The organism is Enterobacter cloacae complex sp. SHL018 (assembly GCF_049237905.1).
In the GTDB taxonomy this organism is placed as follows: domain Bacteria; phylum Pseudomonadota; class Gammaproteobacteria; order Enterobacterales; family Enterobacteriaceae; genus Enterobacter; species Enterobacter hormaechei_C.
On sequence record NZ_JBMKJE010000001.1, the window covers coordinates 447,985 to 463,778 of the forward strand.

At 56.3% G+C, this 15,794-nt stretch carries 14 protein-coding genes; 3 read left to right on the forward strand and 11 right to left on the reverse strand.

Annotation, left to right across the window (positions count from 1 at the left end; genetic code table 11):
- Nucleotides 1–26: 26 nt before the first annotated feature.
- Complete coding sequence (gene chiQ / locus ACOTY5_RS02275) at nucleotides 27–353, forward strand: ChiQ/YbfN family lipoprotein (protein ID WP_032102682.1); 327 nt, start codon at nucleotides 27–29, stop codon at nucleotides 351–353.
- A gap of 142 nt (nucleotides 354–495) precedes the next feature.
- On the opposite strand, the gene fur is transcribed toward chiQ, so the two are convergent.
- The 4 genes from fur to ybfF form a co-directional block, all read right to left on the reverse strand.
- Nucleotides 496–942, reverse strand: coding sequence for a ferric iron uptake transcriptional regulator (fur, locus tag ACOTY5_RS02280; RefSeq protein ID WP_010428651.1), 447 nt, complete (start codon nucleotides 940–942; stop codon nucleotides 496–498).
- Between the two features lie 291 nt (nucleotides 943–1,233).
- Entirely contained in the window at nucleotides 1,234–1,764 is a 531-nt protein-coding gene (gene fldA, locus ACOTY5_RS02285; RefSeq protein ID WP_003858653.1) for a flavodoxin FldA, read from the reverse strand.
- Between the two features lie 155 nt (nucleotides 1,765–1,919).
- Nucleotides 1,920–2,207, reverse strand: coding sequence for a LexA regulated protein (gene ybfE / locus ACOTY5_RS02290; protein ID WP_003858652.1), 288 nt, complete (start codon nucleotides 2,205–2,207; stop codon nucleotides 1,920–1,922).
- 128 nt (nucleotides 2,208–2,335) lie between these two features.
- A complete protein-coding gene (ybfF, locus tag ACOTY5_RS02295) occupies nucleotides 2,336–3,109 on the reverse strand; it encodes an esterase (protein ID WP_015571124.1) in 774 nt (257 codons plus the stop codon).
- A 183-nt stretch (nucleotides 3,110–3,292) separates the two neighbouring features.
- Between ybfF and seqA the strand changes: the two genes are divergently transcribed.
- Together seqA and pgm are read left to right on the forward strand one after the other, a co-directional pair.
- Nucleotides 3,293–3,838, forward strand: a complete 546-nt coding sequence (gene seqA / locus ACOTY5_RS02300) for a replication initiation negative regulator SeqA (protein ID WP_003858650.1) — start codon at nucleotides 3,293–3,295, stop codon at nucleotides 3,836–3,838.
- 24 nt (nucleotides 3,839–3,862) lie between these two features.
- Complete coding sequence (gene pgm / locus ACOTY5_RS02305) at nucleotides 3,863–5,503, forward strand: phosphoglucomutase (alpha-D-glucose-1,6-bisphosphate-dependent) (RefSeq protein WP_003858649.1); 1,641 nt, start codon at nucleotides 3,863–3,865, stop codon at nucleotides 5,501–5,503.
- Between the two features lie 145 nt (nucleotides 5,504–5,648).
- On the opposite strand, the gene potE is transcribed toward pgm, so the two are convergent.
- The 7 genes from potE to kdpB all read right to left on the reverse strand — a co-directional run bounded on the left by potE (nucleotide 5,649) and on the right by kdpB (nucleotide 15,794).
- Nucleotides 5,649–6,962, reverse strand: a complete 1,314-nt coding sequence (gene potE / locus ACOTY5_RS02310) for a putrescine-ornithine antiporter (RefSeq protein WP_032652978.1) — start codon at nucleotides 6,960–6,962, stop codon at nucleotides 5,649–5,651.
- Entirely contained in the window at nucleotides 6,959–9,157 is a 2,199-nt protein-coding gene (gene speF / locus ACOTY5_RS02315) for an ornithine decarboxylase SpeF (protein WP_045142394.1), read from the reverse strand. Before speF ends, potE begins: the two co-directional genes overlap by 4 nt.
- Before the next feature lie 255 nt (nucleotides 9,158–9,412).
- Nucleotides 9,413–9,517: a leader peptide SpeFL gene (speFL, locus tag ACOTY5_RS02320; protein ID WP_003858645.1), complete on the reverse strand. Its 105-nt coding sequence runs from the start codon at nucleotides 9,515–9,517 to the stop codon at nucleotides 9,413–9,415.
- Nucleotides 9,518–9,795: 278 nt separating this feature from the next.
- Nucleotides 9,796–10,473, reverse strand: coding sequence for a two-component system response regulator KdpE (gene kdpE / locus ACOTY5_RS02325; protein WP_032670340.1), 678 nt, complete (start codon nucleotides 10,471–10,473; stop codon nucleotides 9,796–9,798).
- Nucleotides 10,470–13,157, reverse strand: coding sequence for a two-component system sensor histidine kinase KdpD (gene kdpD, locus ACOTY5_RS02330; RefSeq protein WP_015571120.1), 2,688 nt, complete (start codon nucleotides 13,155–13,157; stop codon nucleotides 10,470–10,472). The genes kdpE and kdpD overlap by 4 nt, the downstream gene beginning before the upstream one ends.
- Nucleotides 13,158–13,733, reverse strand: a complete 576-nt coding sequence (kdpC, locus tag ACOTY5_RS02335) for a potassium-transporting ATPase subunit KdpC (protein ID WP_015571119.1) — start codon at nucleotides 13,731–13,733, stop codon at nucleotides 13,158–13,160.
- Between the two features lie 12 nt (nucleotides 13,734–13,745).
- The gene (gene kdpB, locus ACOTY5_RS02340; protein WP_421631827.1) at nucleotides 13,746–15,794 is read right to left on the reverse strand and encodes a potassium-transporting ATPase subunit KdpB; all 2,049 of its coding nucleotides are present in this window, start codon (nucleotides 15,792–15,794) and stop codon (nucleotides 13,746–13,748) included.

Consider the following 15,794-nt stretch of genomic DNA (forward strand, 5'->3'; position numbering starts at 1 on the left):
TCCCGCCTGCATGGAGACTGCATATGATGAAAAAAATGGTAATCGTTGCGCTGCTGGCATCGGGGCTGGTGGCGTGTGCGCAGGATCAGGCGCAGAAAGAAGACTCCCGTCTGAAGGAGGCGTATAGCGCCTGCATCAATACAGCACAAGGATCGCCAGAGAAGATTGAAGCCTGCCAGAGCGTGCTGAATGTGCTGAAAAAAGAGAAAGCGCATGAGCAGTTTGCGACGCAGGAAAATGTTCGCGTGATGGATTACCAGGCCTGTATCCAGGCGCGGAAAAGCGGTAACGATCAGGAAGTGGCGAAGCGTTGCGATAAGATCTGGGACGAGATTCGCAATAACAATAAATAAGTTGCTTTATGCCCGGTGGCGCTGCGCTTACCGGGCCTACAACGGTGTCACAGCCCGTAGGCCCGGTAAGCGCAGCGCCACCGGACTTTTTTCAGGCAAAAAAAAGCCAACCTTACGGCTGGCTCAGAGTATGAACACGATATTATTTCGCGTCGTGCGCGTGGTCGTCTTCGCGGCAATCGCCTTCAGCGCAGTGACCGTACAGGTACAGGCTGTGGTTGGTCAGGCGGATGCCATGACGGGCGGCGATTTCACGCTGGCGTGATTCAATGGAATCATCGCTAAATTCAATGACCTTGCCACAGTCGAGGCAGATCAGGTGATCGTGGTGATGCTGCTGAGTCAGCTCGAACACGGATTTACCGCCTTCGAAATTATGACGAGTAACAATGCCCGCGTCATCAAACTGGTTCAGCACACGATAGACGGTTGCCAGCCCAATCTCTTCACCCATATCGATAAGACGCTTATAAAGGTCTTCCGCACTGACATGGTGATTGTCTGGCCCCTGAAGCACTTCAAGGATTTTTAACCGAGGAAGCGTTACTTTCAGGCCAGCTTTCTTTAATGCGGTATTGTTGTCAGTCATGCGGAATCTGTCCTGTTGCTAAACGATTCACTTCAAAAGAAGAAGTGACAGAAAATGCACTTGGGATAATGCGTCTCATTATAGAACTGCCATGGCTAAATGAAAACTGCAAGTCTCAAGCAAAGTATGCTTATAAAAACGTGGTATCACCAACAAACTTGTTCGATGGCACCCACTTTTTACCAGGGGGATATTGTACAGGTCTGGGCGAAAAAGTTAAAAGTTTGTAGCAATTAATTTAATCGGTTTTACCTGGAAAACGGGCGCAACCGGAGTTGCGCCGCAGGGATATCAGGCGTTAAGGATATCGTCCAGGTTCAGCTCTTCACGAACCTGCTTAACCCATTTTTCTACACGCTCAGCGGTCAGCTCTGGCTGACGGTCTTCATCAATGGCCAGGCCAACGAAGTGATCGTCATCTGCCAGACCTTTGGACGCTTCGAAATGGTAACCCGCCGTTGGCCAGTGACCGACGATCGCCGCACCGCGTGGCTCAATGATGTCGCGAATAGTGCCCAGCGCATCACAGAAATACTCAGCATAGTCTTCCTGATCGCCACAGCCAAACAGGGCAACCAGCTTGCCGTTGAAGTCTACTTCTTCCAGCGTCGGGAAGAAATCGTCCCAGTCACACTGTGCTTCACCGTAGTACCAGGTCGGGATGCCCAGCAGCAGGATGTCATAGCCCTCGAGATCTTCTTTGCTGCTCTTGGCGATGTCATGCACATCAGCAACGTCTTTACCGAGCTGTTTTTGAATGTTTTTTGCGATATTTTCAGTATTGCCGGTATCACTGCCAAAGAAAATGCCGATGATTGCCATGAGTAAAATAACCTCTTGAAACTTAATGGTATGGTGGCGCAAATTGTCCACGGATAAGGGCAATAATAGCAGAACAGGCAACCCTGCGGAAACAGCTATCACGCAGGACTGCACTCTGTGCTACATGAAAAAGGTAATATTGGGGATTTTCTGACTCACGCCTTGCCGCGTAACGTCTCAAGCTGGGCGATCAGCATCTCTTCGATCAGTTCGCTGCGGCTGATGTTGCGCGCGTCAGCTAACTCGTTAAGCGCATCGACGGCATCGGCATTCAGCTTCAGTTCGACACGCTTAAGCCCACGATTTTTATCGCGTTTAAGCTGGTTGCGTTTATTGATACGCAGCTGTTCATCGCGCGAAAGCGGATTCGTTTTCGGTCGTCCCGGTCGACGCTCATTCGCGAACAGATCTAGTGTCGTACGGTCCGTTTGTTCTTTGGCCATGATTCTGAGACTTCGGGGGAAACACGCCGCCCTGCTAATGCCCGGGCGATAAGCGCGCCATCATACATCACCCAAATCCACACGCCAACGACTGGAAGCCCGTCGTCTTCCGGTCGCTGGCTTTTTAATCAATTCGCTGTATCAGTAAGATAGCGGCGAATGGCGCGCAGGACGGCATCCGGTTTTTCCGCGTGTACCCAGTGCCCGGCACCCGCAATAACGTGAGCGCGAGCCTGCGGGAATTGCGCCAGCAGCGTGTCACGGTATGCATCAGTGACGTAAGGGGAGTTGCCGCCGCGAATAAAAAGGGTAGGGTGCGGCCAGGCGGGGACGGTTTCCCAGCCCACAATATGCGAATACTGATCCCACAATACCGGGACGTTAAAGCGCCATTGTCCGTCAACAAACGATTTCAGCAGGAACTGGACCACGCCTTCCTCATCAAGATGCTCACGCATAACGGCAGCCGCCTGCTGGCGGGTTGCGACACCCGCTTCGGTGACCGCATTGATGGCGGCAAAAATCTCATCGTGACGGCGAACGTCGTAATTGACGGGCGCAACGTCGATGACCACCAGCCCGGAAATTCGCTCAGGGGCCAGCGCAGTGAGCGCCATCACCGCTTTGCCGCCCATTGAATGCCCGATAAGCGTCGCTTTCTGGATATTATTCGCATCGAGGGTGTCCCGCAGATCCTGCGCCATGGCTGCGTAGGTCATCTCCTCCGAGCGCCCAGAAAGACCGTGATTGCGCATATCAACCTGGAGGATCGCGTGATCGGCCACTAAATCGCGCGCAAGCACACCCAGATTATCCAGGCTACCAAACAGGCCGTGAACCAGTACGATGGGAGAATTATTGTTCGGCGATTGTGCAGTTTGCGCTCGGGTATTCAATTTCATGGCAAAGTTCTTTTTTTAGGTTTGTCAGGTTAGGGTATCATGTTGACCATTCTGCCGCCCGGGGGCAAGGATCCAGTTTAATCTGACTTTTGCCGCCAACCTGGTTTGACGCTATCCGCTGTTGGGATTTGACCTTATAATCTCAACGACTTGTATTCAGATAAGATATCGCACTGGATTAAGATGAAAACAATCGAAGTTGATGACGAACTCTATCAGTATATTGCCAGCCAGACGCGGCATATTGGGGAGAGCGCGTCCGACATTTTACGGCGCATGCTCAAAATTTCCGCCGCCTCACAGCCCACTCCTGTCACTAAAGATGTCGTGTCTCAGCCGAGCGTTGTTGCACAAGTAAAACCTGCCGTCATGCCGGCAAAAGACAAAGTGCGAGCGATGCGCGAGCTGCTGCTGTCCGATGAATATGCCGAGCAGAAAAAGGCGGTTAACCGCTTTATGCTGGTGCTGTCTACACTTTACTCACTGGATAACAACGCATTTGCAGAAGCGACAGAGTCGCTGCACGGTCGCACGCGCGTTTACTTCGCAGGCGACGAGCAGACCCTGCTGCAAAATGGCAACCAAACCAAACCCAAACACGTTCCCGGTACACCATACTGGGTGATCACCAACACCAATACGGGCCGTAAGTGCAGCATGATCGAACATATCATGCAGTCCATGCAGTTCCCGGCGGAATTGATCGAAAAGGTTTGCGGTACAATTTAACCCTTGCATCAGAAGGACCAGGCAATGGCAAATCACAGCCGTGCAGGACAACCTGCACAACAACGCGATTTGATTAACGTCGCTCAACTGACCGCGCAGTACTACGTGCTGAAGCCGGTGGTGGGCAACGCAGAACACGCAGTGAAGTTTGGTACATCTGGCCACCGCGGTAGTGCGGCGCGCCACAGCTTTAACGAACCGCACATTCTGGCCATTGCTCAGGCCATCGCGGAAGAGCGCGCCAAAAATGGCGTCACCGGTCCGTGCTATGTAGGGAAAGATACCCACGCCCTGTCTGAACCTGCTTTTATCTCCGTGCTGGAAGTGCTGGCGGCGAACGGCGTAGACGTGATTGTTCAGGAGAACAACGGTTTTACGCCAACGCCAGCGGTTTCTAACGCTATTCTGGTACACAACAAAAAAGGTGGCGCGCAGGCTGACGGCATTGTGATCACCCCGTCCCACAACCCACCGGAAGATGGCGGCATCAAGTACAACCCACCTAACGGTGGCCCGGCGGATACCAACGTCACGAAAGTGGTGGAAGATCGTGCCAACGCGTTACTGGCTAACGGTCTGAACGGTGTGAAACGCATCTCGCTGGATGAAGCCATGGCCTCCGGCCACGTGAAAGAGCAGGATCTGGTGCAGCCGTTCGTGGAAGGGCTGGCGGATATCGTTGATATGGCCGCTATCCAGAAAGCCGGTCTGAAGCTGGGCGTGGATCCACTGGGCGGCTCCGGTATTGAATACTGGAAACGCATTGCCGAGCACTACAAGCTGGATCTGACCATCGTGAACGATCACGTCGATCAGACCTTCCGCTTTATGCACCTGGACAAAGACGGCGCGATCCGTATGGACTGCTCCTCCGAATGCGCAATGGCTGGCCTGCTGGCGCTGCGCGACAAGTTCGATCTGGCGTTTGCCAATGACCCGGACTACGACCGCCACGGTATCGTCACCCCTGCCGGGCTGATGAACCCGAACCACTACCTGGCTGTTGCGATTAACTATCTCTTCCAGCACCGTCCGCAGTGGGGCAAAGAGGTCGCGGTGGGTAAAACGCTGGTCTCTTCCGCCATGATTGACCGTGTGGTCGATGCGCTGGGCCGCAAGCTGGTGGAAGTGCCGGTGGGCTTCAAGTGGTTTGTTGACGGTCTGCACGACGGCAGCTTCGGGTTTGGCGGTGAAGAGAGCGCGGGGGCATCCTTCCTGCGCTTCGACGGCACCCCATGGTCAACCGATAAAGACGGCATCATCATGTGCCTGCTGGCGGCGGAAATCACCGCGGTCACCGGTAAGAACCCGCAGGAACATTACAACGAGCTGGCGGAACGTTTTGGTGCGCCAAGCTATAACCGTATTCAGGCTGGCGCCACGTCTGCGCAAAAAGCAGCTCTGTCAAAACTCTCTCCGGAGATGGTCAGTGCCAGTACCCTGGCAGGTGACCCGATCACCGCGCGTCTGACGGCGGCGCCGGGTAACGGCGCATCGATCGGCGGCCTGAAAGTGATGACCGAAAACGGCTGGTTCGCCGCGCGTCCATCCGGTACGGAAGATGCGTACAAAATCTATTGTGAAAGCTTCCTCGGCGCTGAGCACCGTCAGCAGATTGAGAAAGAAGCGGTAGAGATTGTCAGCGAAGTGCTGAAAAACGCGTAAGTCGTGATCTGGTGCGGGCTGATGCCCTCACCCCGGCCCTCTCCCACTGGGAGAGGGAGAAAACATAAAAAACGGCAACCTCAGGGTTGCCGTTTTGCATTGACCTCGTAGGCGCGGTAAGCGCCAGCGCCACCGGGCTTCTTTTTTAACTATGTTTATTCTTCAGTTCAAACCGTGGTGAGACCAGACCGTACAGCGTCCAGCCCATGAATGTCACCATCGCCCCATACAGCATCGCCTCCTGACCGGACGAGTAGAGCGCATAGAAGCTGTAAATCGCCCCAATCAGCGCCACGATATTGGCCGCCCGGGCTTTGCGCGGATCCACCTTCGCCACCTTCTGAATAATCACCAGCGCCGCCATCGACAGAATGTACGGAATGATGTTCGTCACCACCGCCAGGTTGACCAGCACGTTAAACTGGCTGTTCAGCGACGGGCTAATGGTCATCAGCGACAATCCGCTCTGGAAGATGACAATCGCCAGCATGCCCTGCACCGGTGCATCCGCTTTGGTGACGCGGGAGAAGATTTTCGGGAAATAACCTTCGTCAGCGGAAGATTTGAATACCTGGGCGATGGTGAACTGCCAGCCCAGCAGCGAGCCGCAGCAGGACATCACCATCAGTCCCATGATCACTTTCCCTACCTCCGGCGTAAACATCTGCGCAAACGCCAGTCCGAACGGCGCCGTGGAGTTAGCCAGATCCATGTTGGGCACAATTCCCGCAATCACGTTGGTCGAGACGATATAGATCACCGCCGCCCCCAGCGTCCCGCCGAGTACCGCGATCGGCACATTTTTCTCCGGGTTTTCCACCACTTCCGCATTCGCACAGGCCGACTCCAGCCCGAGGAAGGCCCACAGCGTCATGGCGATGGACGATCCCACGGCGGTGAAGAACGGTACGTGATGCGGATTCCAGGAATTGGCGTACAGCGACGGGCTGAACCAGAACCAGCCGATGATGCACAGGCCGACAACCGGGATGATGACGCCCCAGACGGTGATGCTGCTGAGCTGTCCGGTGATGCGCGCGCCGCCAAAGTTAGCGACGGTGCAGATCCAGAGCACGCCGATGGTCGCCAGCCCAATTTGCACCGGGGTCAGCGTCGCGCCAAACAGCTCTGTGCCGTAACCGACAGCGGAAATGGCAATCGCCACATTGGCGATCAGCAGCGACACGCCATAGGTATAGTTCGCCATAAAGTTACCGGACTTACCAAACGCATATTCGGCATAGCCGCCCATCCCGCCGGACTTGCGGCTGAACATGCCGCACTTGGCAAACGCCCACGCCAGCGCCATCGAACCCACGGCGGTAACAAGCCAGGAGATAATCGAAATCGTCCCCACTTCAGCGAGCTTGGTGGGGAGCATGATGATCCCCGAACCCATCATATTCACCATGGTGAGAATAGTGAGTTGCACCACGCCCATCTTGTTGGCCTTACTCATAATTTTTCTCCTTTCAGCAGCGATGGCTGAGCGGCAGGTTGTTTGATGACGTAGCAGCGCACCTGTTTGCGACCGTCACACTCCTCGACGTAAACCCCCTGTAACTCCGGCGCAAAACCCGGCAGCAGATTGATCCCGTCTTCCAGCGCGGCGAAATAGCGCAGCACGGAACCGCCCCAGACTTCTCCCGGCACCACGCACAACACCCCCGGTGGGTAAGGCAGCGCGCCTTCCGCGGCGATACGGCCTTCCGCGTCGCGCAGGGACACCAGCTCGACCTCACCGCGCAGATAGGCATAGTTCGCCTCCTGCGGGTTCATCATGACGCGTGGGAAGTGAGACTTGCGGAACATCTCTTTTTGCAGTTGCTTCACGTTATGGCGGGCGTAGAGGTCATGCATCTCCTGACAAATCTGACGCAGGGTATAATCCGCATAACGTTCCGGATGTTGCTTATAAAGAGAGGGCAGAACCTCTTTCAGCGGCACATCGCTCTGGAGCAGTTTTTCGAAGCGCACCAGCTGGGCGACGAGCTGCTGCAATTTGCCCATGTCCTCCGCCGGGGTGAGCAGGAACAGAATGGAATTGAGGTCGCATTTTTCCGGCACGATACCGTTTTCACGCAGGAAGTTGGCGAGGATGGTGGCGGGCACGCCGAAATCATCGTACTCACCGGTGCGGGCGTTGATGCCCGGCGTAGTCAGCAGCAGTTTGCAGGGATCGATAAAATACTGATGCTCGGCATATCCCTCAAAGGCGTGCCAGCGTTCGCCCGGAACGAAATGGAAGAAGCGCAGATCGGTAGCAATCTCGGCCGTATCCCAGCTTTCCCATGGACGGCCGTCCACCGTCTCCGGCACGAACGGACGAATAAACTGACAGTTCTGAAGGATCAGTTTCCGCGCTTCGATACCCGTCACCACGCAGTCCATCCACATGTTGCGCCCACTTTGCCCCTCGTGCATGCGGGCGTTGATATCCAGGGCGGCAAACAGCGGATAAAACGGGCTGGTGGAGGCGTGCATCATAAAGGCGTTGTTGAGGCGTTTATGCGGGACATAGCGCGGCTGGCCTTTTATGTGGCTGTCCTTCTTATGGATTTGCGAGGTTTGCGAGAAGCCCGCCTGCTGCTTATGCACCGACTGGGTCACCAGAATGCCCGGATCGTTTTCGTTCAGCTCCAGCAGCAGCGGCGAGCAGTCGGCCATCATCGGGATAAACTGCTCGTAACCCACCCAGGCGGAGTCAAACAGAATGTAATCGCACAGGTGACCAATCTTATCCACCACCTGACGGGCGTTATAAATGGTACCGTCGTAGGTGCCCAGCTGGATCACCGCCAGACGGAACGGACGTTTATCCCGCGCACGGCCAGGCGCGACCTCTGACACCAGCTCCCGCAGGTAGCTCTCGTCGAAACAGTGTGCGTCGATACCGCCGATAAACCCGTACGGGTTGCGCGCCGTTTCCAGATACACCGGCGTCGCGCCCGCCTGTAACAGCGCCCCGTGGTGATTAGATTTATGGTTATTGCGATCGAACAGCACCAGATCGCCTGGCGTGAGCAGGGCATTGAGCACCACCTTGTTGGAAGAGGAGGTGCCGTTCAGCACGAAGTAGGTTTTATCCGCATTAAAGACTTTTGCCGCATGCTGCTGGGCGATGCATGGCGCGCCTTCGTGGATCAGCAGATCGCCCATTGCCACGTCGGCATTGCACAGATCGGCGCGGAAAAGCGTTTCGCCAAAGAAATCGACAAACTGGTTTCCGGCCGGATGGCGGCGGAAGAACTGGCCTCCCTGATGTCCGGGGCAGTCAAACGCGCTGTTCCCCTGCTGGACGTAATCGACCAGCGCGCGGAAGAACGGCGGGCGGAGCTGGGTTTCGTACTTCTGCGCAGCCGCTTCAAGCTGGCGTCCGTAGTACGCATTGCTGGTGTCAGAGTACTCAAAAACGCCGTGAATACGCGACAGAAATTCAGCCGGAACCCTTTCTTCTTTATGCGTGGCAATAAACACCGGGATGCCGAATCCCGTGGCTTCTATTTCTTCTATGGCGCCATTGAAAATATCGCTGACGGCCAGAACCACGGCTGCCACATCAATATAATCTGATGCGGTGATATCCACGATGTCGCGCGAAGTGGTAAAGCATTCAGGGCAGGCACGGCTGACGGCAATTTTTAACGTTTTCATCTTTATCTCTTTATTTCAGGCAATATGGGGCCCTCGACTTCTTGCGGTAAAGAAATCGATTATTTCCGGAAAAAAAAGCAAAGCGTGTCCGCTGATACGAAATCAGTTAATTGCTTTTTTGCGGAGTAGAATTCAGTCCGCCCGGTTGCGGAGAATCTGAATCACAAGGAGTGAGCGCAGGTGTTCACAGGCAACAGCCTGTAAAATAGCGTTTTTCAGGATAACCTGTAAGCAGATGCGCCAGAAGTCGAAGGACTACCGGGCGTTAAAGAGATGAAAGTCAAAACAGTTACGGTGGGCAAACATCATGATATGTGTTGTCCGCCTTATATGGGGCATTAAACGATTATTGTTTTCCATGTTCAGTTTCCTTTCAGTAATTGAAAGCATGGTCATTTTATCCAGGAAAAAGGGATTAACTGTGAAACAGATCACCAATAACCGATCATTTCAGAAATAATTAGTCGTTTTGAGTGAATAACGCAGATCAAAATGCTGTTTTGTTGGTTCGGTGTTAAATTGATGTTTTTATTGTGTTTAAAGAGGGCGAATATAGCCATGAAAATACTCTCATCGTTATTTTCATGGCTATATTTAGGCTGGTATGTTCTTTATTTAAAATTAAAGTGAATACTTATTCAGATCATAAACCGATATCCGATACCGGTTTCTGTTAATAAATGACGAGGACGCGCGGGATCGGCTTCAAGTTTCTGGCGAAGGTGTCCCATATAAATGCGTAAATAGTGACTATGCTCGACAGCATTCGGTCCCCAGACCTGGCTTAACAGCTGTCGCTGCGTTAACACTTTTCCGTGGTTATTGAGCAGCACGGCCAGCAGACGAAATTCGATAGGCGTAAGGTGGATCTCTTCTTCCCCTCGCACGATGCGGCGGGCGGCAAGATCGACGCGAATATCGCCAAAGGCGTACACCGGATCGGAAGAGGACGTGGCACTGTGTCGACGCAGCGCCACACGAAGCCGGGCCTGTAACTCGCCAATGCCAAACGGTTTGATCAGATAATCATCCGCTCCGGCATCCAGCGCGGCGATTTTATCCGTCTCTTCGGTGCGGGCAGAGAGCACCAGAATGGGCATCTGGCTCCACTGACGCACCTCACGAATAAAATCGATGCCGTCGCCATCCGGAAGTCCCAGATCCAGGATCACCAGATCTGGCTTGCGGGTGGCGGCTTCAATTAACCCCCGTTGAAGCGTACCGGCTTCATGCACGCGCAAGCCGTCGCCTTCCAGCGCGGTACGCAGAAATCGGCTGATAGCGAGCTCATCTTCAACAATCAGAACGTTAATCACAAATCCTCTGGTAATTCATCAAGTTCTGGTGGGGTTTCAAGAGGAAGTGTAACACAAAAGCGTGCCCCACCTTCCGGGCGGTTCTCTGCGGAAATGGTGCCACCATGCACGTCGACAATCGCCTGGCAGATCGCCAGACCCAGCCCAACGCCCGGAATGGCGGATTCCTTATTACCGCGCGCAAATTTTTCGAATATGGCGCGCTCCTGACCGGCCGGAATACCCGGCCCGTTATCCCAGACGTCGAGCCGCAGCACACGTTTATCCACCCTGGCAGCAATCCCCAGCCGGGCCTTTGTCCCGGCGTATTTAGCCGCGTTTTCCAGCAGATTAATCAGCACGCGCTCAAACAGCGGGCCATCCACATGGATTAACGTCAGGGGTTCCGGCATGTCCAGCTCAATATGGCGCCCGCCGAGACCCGGCTCCAGCATCTTCAGCGCACTGCCGACAACCTCCTCAAGGGTGAGCCACTCTTTTTTGAGGTTAAACCCGCCGGACTGAATGCGCGCCATGTCCAGCAGGTTGTTCACCAGGCGCGTGGTATTCAGCACGTGCTGGCGAATTTCGCTGGCCTGCATCGCGTGCTTTGATCCTTCCGCCGCCAGATCCAGCGTCAGAATTTCGGACTGGCCAAACAGCACGGTAAGCGGGGTGCGCAAATCGTGAGACAGCGCTGCCAGCAGCGAATTGCGAATACTTTCGCGCTCGCTTGCCAGCCGCGCCTGCTCTTCGCTGGCGGTGAGCGCCAGCCGTTCAAGGGCGCTGGCGACCAGCAGGGTGAAGGTTTCCAGCAGGCGCTGCTGCTCTGGGATCATCAGCTGACGCAGGTTAGACGGCTCGACGATGACCAGCCCGTGATTTTTATCCGCGCTGCGCAGCGGCAGGATCTGGTAAGGCACGCCGGGCAGCGTGTCGGTGCCGGCGCCGGCAGGTAACCCCTTATCGAAACTCCAGCGGGCAATCGCTTCATCCCAGGGCGTCATCCCCGAAGGGGAGGTCAGCGGGCGAAGGCGCCCCTGTTCGTCGGGGAGCAAAATCAGGTTACTGGCATGAAAGGTCGAACGAATAAACTGCTCGCTGGTCTGCACGATATCCCGCTGCGTGCGGCCAACCGCCAGCGATTTTGACATTTCATACAGATGGCGCGTGCGCTGCTCGCGATAGCGGGCAATGCGTGCCTGGTAGCGTACGCCTGCCGTCAGATTCCCGATCACCAGCCCGACGGTAAGCATCACGGCAAAGGTCAGAATGTACTGCACGTCCGAGACAGCAAGCGTCCCGCGCGGAGCGATAAAAAAAAGGTCGAAGCTGATGACGTTGATCACCGTTGCCAGCACCGACGGCCAGCGGCCATAAAAGAGCGCGACCACAACGACGCCGAGCAGATAAATCATGACCAGATTGGCGGCGTCGAAGGCGATGAGCCACTGGCTGGCAATCACCGTAATCAGGGCGCAAAGGACCACGGCCACCAGGCAACCCCGGATCTGAATGCGCCATTTATCGCCAAAGGTGCGAGCATCCGGCGTACGGTTGGGCAGAGGGGCGGGCTTGTCATCCAGCGCGACGATGACTAAATCAAGATCCGGCGCGCGGCGGGCCAGCCTGTCGGCAAAAGATTCGCGGCTAAACCAGCGGCGATGCTGTCGACGTCCAATGACAATCTTGCCCAGGTTGTGCTCGCGCGCGTAGCGCAGAATGGCTTTATCTTCCTGCGGTTCGGAAAGGGTGGCGGTTTCGGCACCCAGCTCCTGCGCCAGCCGCAGCGCGCTCAAAATGGCGCGACGCTGATTTTCTGGCAGACCATGCAGCTGCGGCGTTTCGACGTAGACCGCGTGCCAGACGCTGCCAAATTTCGCTGCCAGCCGGGCGGCGGTGCGAACCAGTTTTTCGTTGCCGCTGCCGTGACCAATGCATAACAGAATGGCGTCCCGCGTGTGCCAGACGCGCTCTTGTCCCTGTAGGTCTCGCCAGGCGCGCATCTGGTCATCAACGCGATCGGCGGTGCGGCGCAGGGCCAGCTCGCGCAGGGCAATCAGGTTTCCTTTGCGGAAAAAATGTTCGATGGCGCGTTCGGCCTGGCCGGCAATATACACTTTGCCTTCGTGCAGGCGCTGGCGTAGATCGTCCGGCGGCAGGTCAACCAGTACGACTTCATCGGCAGAATCAAAAAACGGATCGGGGACGGTTTCCCGCACCTGGATACCGGTTACGCCGCTCACTACGTCGTTCAGGCTTTCCAGATGCTGAACATTCACCGTGGTGAAGACGTCAATGCCTGCCTCAAGCAGCTCCTCAACATCCTGCCAGCGCTTCGGATGGCGGGAGCCTGGCGCATTGCTGTGCGCTAGTTCGTCCATCAGGATCAGGGCAGGGCGGCGGGCGAGGGCGGCATCAAGATCAAACTCCGTGACCAGCCGCCCGCGATGGCTGATACGCTGGGGCGGCTGCGTCGCCAGCCCCGTCAGCAGCGCAGCCGTCTCTTTGCGACCGTGGGTTTCCACCACGCCGATGAGAATATCAAGCCCCTGCGCCCGAAGCCGCTGGGCTTCCGTCAGCATGGCGAAGGTTTTCCCGACGCCCGCGCAGGCGCCGAAGAAAATTTTCAGCTTGCCGCGGTGGGCTTCAGCCGTCTGTTCAAGCAGCCTGTCCGGATCCGGGCGCATGGGCTCGTCGGTCATTTAGTTTTTCCTTAGCGCGTCCAGCGCCAGATTCAGCTCAACAATATTCACTACCGGCATGCCGATAAAGCTGACCAGCGGCTTTTGCGTATGTTCTGCAACCAGCTGGCTCACCTGCTCGACGGTCAGCTGACGGGCGGCTGCCACGCGTGGGATCTGCCACACCACCGCATCCGGCGTCAGGCTGTAATCCAGCCCGCTCGCGGAAGCGGTGATCAGCTCAACCGGCACCTCACGGCTGGCCTGCGGATTCGCGGCGCGCAGGGCGGCAACGCGTTCAGCAACGGCTTTGTCCAGGTCAGGATTACTGCCAGCCAGATTGCTGCCGCCGGAGGCCATTGGATTATACGGGCTTTCCGCAGTGGCGGAAGGGCGTCCCTGGAAGTAGCGCGGGTCCGTAAAGTTCTGCCCAATCAGACGCGAGCCGCGGTTTTCACCGTTCTGGATAATCAGCGAGCCGTTGGCCTGATCTTTAAACCACCACTGGCCCAGCGCGGTAGTCATCAGCGGGTAAAGCCCGCCGGTAATCAGAGACAGCAGAATAAACAACAGTATAGCGGGACGTAACATCGTCATTGGATCCACCTTTTAAACCAGCCCGAACAGCGTTAACAGCATGTCGATAACCTTGATCCCAATAAAGGGCACCCCCAGCCCACCCAGACCGTAAATCCACAGGTTACGGCGCAGCATGGCGGCGGCCGTCAGCGGCTTATAGCTCACCCCTTTCAGCGCCAGCGGAATAAGAAAGACAATAATCAGCGCGTTGAAGATCACCGCGCTCAAAATGGCCGAGGCCGGAGAGTGCAGGTGCATCACGTTCAGGGCATTCAACTGCGGGTAGGTTGCCGCAAAAGCCGCCGGAATGATGGCGAAATACTTCGCCACGTCGTTGGCGATACTGAACGTGGTCAGCGAGCCGCGCGTCATCAGCATCTGCTTCCCGATATGTACCACTTCGATCAGCTTGGTCGGGTTCGAGTCGAGATCCACCATGTTGCCCGCCTCTTTTGCCGCCTGGGTACCGGAGTTCATCGCCACCGCCACGTCGGCCTGCGCCAGCGCTGGGGCGTCGTTGGTGCCGTCGCCGGTCATCGCCACCAGACGGCCTTCCGCCTGATACTGGCGAATGAGTGCCAGCTTCGCTTCCGGCGTCGCTTCGGAAAGGAAATCATCCACGCCCGCTTCGGCGGCAATGGCCGCCGCAGTCAGACGGTTATCCCCGGTGATCATCACTGTTTTAATGCCCATCTTACGCATCTGGGCGAAACGCTCTTTAATACCGCCTTTAACGATATCCTTCAGGGCGATAACCCCCAGAACGCTTGCACCTTCCGCCACCACCAGCGGGGTTGCTCCCTGACGCGCCACGCTTTCCACCAGGTTGTCGACTTCCGGGGGGAAGTGTCCATTATTGGCTTCAATATGACGGCGAATGGCATCAACGGACCCTTTACGGATCATCCGGTCCTGAATGTTAATTCCGCTCATTCGGGTTTGCGCTGTGAAGGGCACGAACGTGGCGTGCAGGCTCTGAACGTCGCGCTGGCGCAGGTTAAAGCGCTGCTTGGCGAGGATCACGATACTGCGGCCTTCCGGCGTTTCATCGGCCAGCGAGGAAAGCTGCGCCGCGTCAGCCAGCGTTTTTTCATCCACGCCGGGAGCAGGTAGAAAGTCAGAGGCCTGACGATTGCCCAGGGTGATGGTCCCGGTTTTATCCAGCAGCAGCACGTCTACGTCACCCGCCGCTTCAACGGCGCGTCCGCTGGTGGCGATGACGTTCGCGCCCAGCATCCGGCTCATCCCCGCCACGCCAATCGCGGAAAGCAGGCCGCCGATAGTGGTGGGGATCAGACAGACGAGCAGGGCGATCAGTACGGTGATGCTAACCGCTGTACCGCCGTAGGCGGAGAAAGGCCACAGGGTCGCCGTTGCCAGCAGGAAAACAATGGTGAGCGCCACCAGCAGAATGGTCAGGGCGATCTCGTTCGGCGTTTTACGACGCTGTGCGCCTTCCACCATGGCGATCATCCGGTCGAGAAAGGTTTCGCCCGGGTTAACGCTGCACTGGATCACCAGCCAGTCGGAAAGAATGCGCGTTCCGCCGGTAACTGAGGCGAAATCTCCGCCCGACTCACGGATCACCGGTGCGGATTCCCCGGTAATGGCGCTTTCGTCTACCGATGCGCCGCCCTCAATCACCTCACCGTCGCAGGGGATGATGTCGCCAGCTTCCACCAGCACCACGTCACCTTTGCGCAGTTCATCCGCCGGAACGTGGTCCATCTGCGCGCCGTATTTAGGTTCGCGTAATTTGCGCGCAAAGGCGGTCTTTTTTACCCCTTTCAGGCTGTTGGCCTGTGCCTTACTGCGGCCTTCCGCTAACGCTTCGGCGAAGTTGGCGAACAGCACGGTAAACCACAGCCACAGGCTGATGGCGGCGGTAAAGGTTGCATTCCCTGAAAGGTGTCCCGTTCCCATGGCAATCGCCAGTGCGGTGGTGAGTAAACTTCCAGTCCAGACAATAAACATCACCGGGTTGTGCCACTGCACGCGCGGGCTCAGTTTTTTTACCGCATCCATGAGGGCCTGACGAACTAACGTCGGTTCGAGCAGGGCCAGTTGTTTACGACTCAT

Coding starts and splice junctions, on each gene's coding strand:
- chiQ (WP_032102682.1), top strand. CDS start 27: ATGAAAAAAATGGTAATCGTTGCGCTGCTGGCATCGGGGCTGGTGGCG.
- fur (WP_010428651.1), bottom strand. CDS start 942: ATGACTGACAACAATACCGCATTAAAGAAAGCTGGCCTGAAAGTAACG.
- fldA (WP_003858653.1), bottom strand. CDS start 1,764: ATGGCAATCATCGGCATTTTCTTTGGCAGTGATACCGGCAATACTGAA.
- ybfE (WP_003858652.1), bottom strand. CDS start 2,207: ATGGCCAAAGAACAAACGGACCGTACGACACTAGATCTGTTCGCGAAT.
- ybfF (WP_015571124.1), bottom strand. CDS start 3,109: ATGAAATTGAATACCCGAGCGCAAACTGCACAATCGCCGAACAATAAT.
- seqA (WP_003858650.1), top strand. CDS start 3,293: ATGAAAACAATCGAAGTTGATGACGAACTCTATCAGTATATTGCCAGC.
- pgm (WP_003858649.1), top strand. CDS start 3,863: ATGGCAAATCACAGCCGTGCAGGACAACCTGCACAACAACGCGATTTG.
- potE (WP_032652978.1), bottom strand. CDS start 6,962: ATGAGTAAGGCCAACAAGATGGGCGTGGTGCAACTCACTATTCTCACC.
- speF (WP_045142394.1), bottom strand. CDS start 9,157: ATGAAAACGTTAAAAATTGCCGTCAGCCGTGCCTGCCCTGAATGCTTT.
- speFL (WP_003858645.1), bottom strand. CDS start 9,517: ATGGAAAACAATAATCGTTTAATGCCCCATATAAGGCGGACAACACAT.
- kdpD (WP_015571120.1), bottom strand. CDS start 13,157: ATGACCGACGAGCCCATGCGCCCGGATCCGGACAGGCTGCTTGAACAG.
- kdpC (WP_015571119.1), bottom strand. CDS start 13,733: ATGACGATGTTACGTCCCGCTATACTGTTGTTTATTCTGCTGTCTCTG.
- kdpB (WP_421631827.1), bottom strand. CDS start 15,794: ATGAGTCGTAAACAACTGGCCCTGCTCGAACCGACGTTAGTTCGTCAG.